Here is a 215-nt window from a genome sequence, read left to right on the forward strand (position 1 = left end):
GCTGCGATTATTTTTGTACATTCTGCTGCCGGAACACTGGCATAGGTAATGGTAAACGCAGAGTTAGCGACACCGCTTGGACCTTCTGTCGAAGTCGCAAGCGTTACTTTCCCCTTGAAAACGTTGACAACAGATGTCGCTGACCCTGTGCCAATTAACATGTTATCCGGGAAAATTTTAGCGTTTGTTGCCACAGTATTGGTTAATCCGGAATA

General features: G+C 45.6%; 1 protein-coding gene. It reads right to left on the bottom strand.

All coding sequences use genetic code 11. The features are described 5' to 3' along the window. Positions 1 to 215 (bottom strand): type 4 pilus major pilin (locus ACSZO4_RS26050; protein WP_437891957.1); only part of this gene is annotated, 215 nt, incomplete at both ends.

This window comes from Phytobacter sp. V91, assembly GCF_965644225.1.
Classification (GTDB): domain Bacteria; phylum Pseudomonadota; class Gammaproteobacteria; order Enterobacterales; family Enterobacteriaceae; genus CBFFRJ01.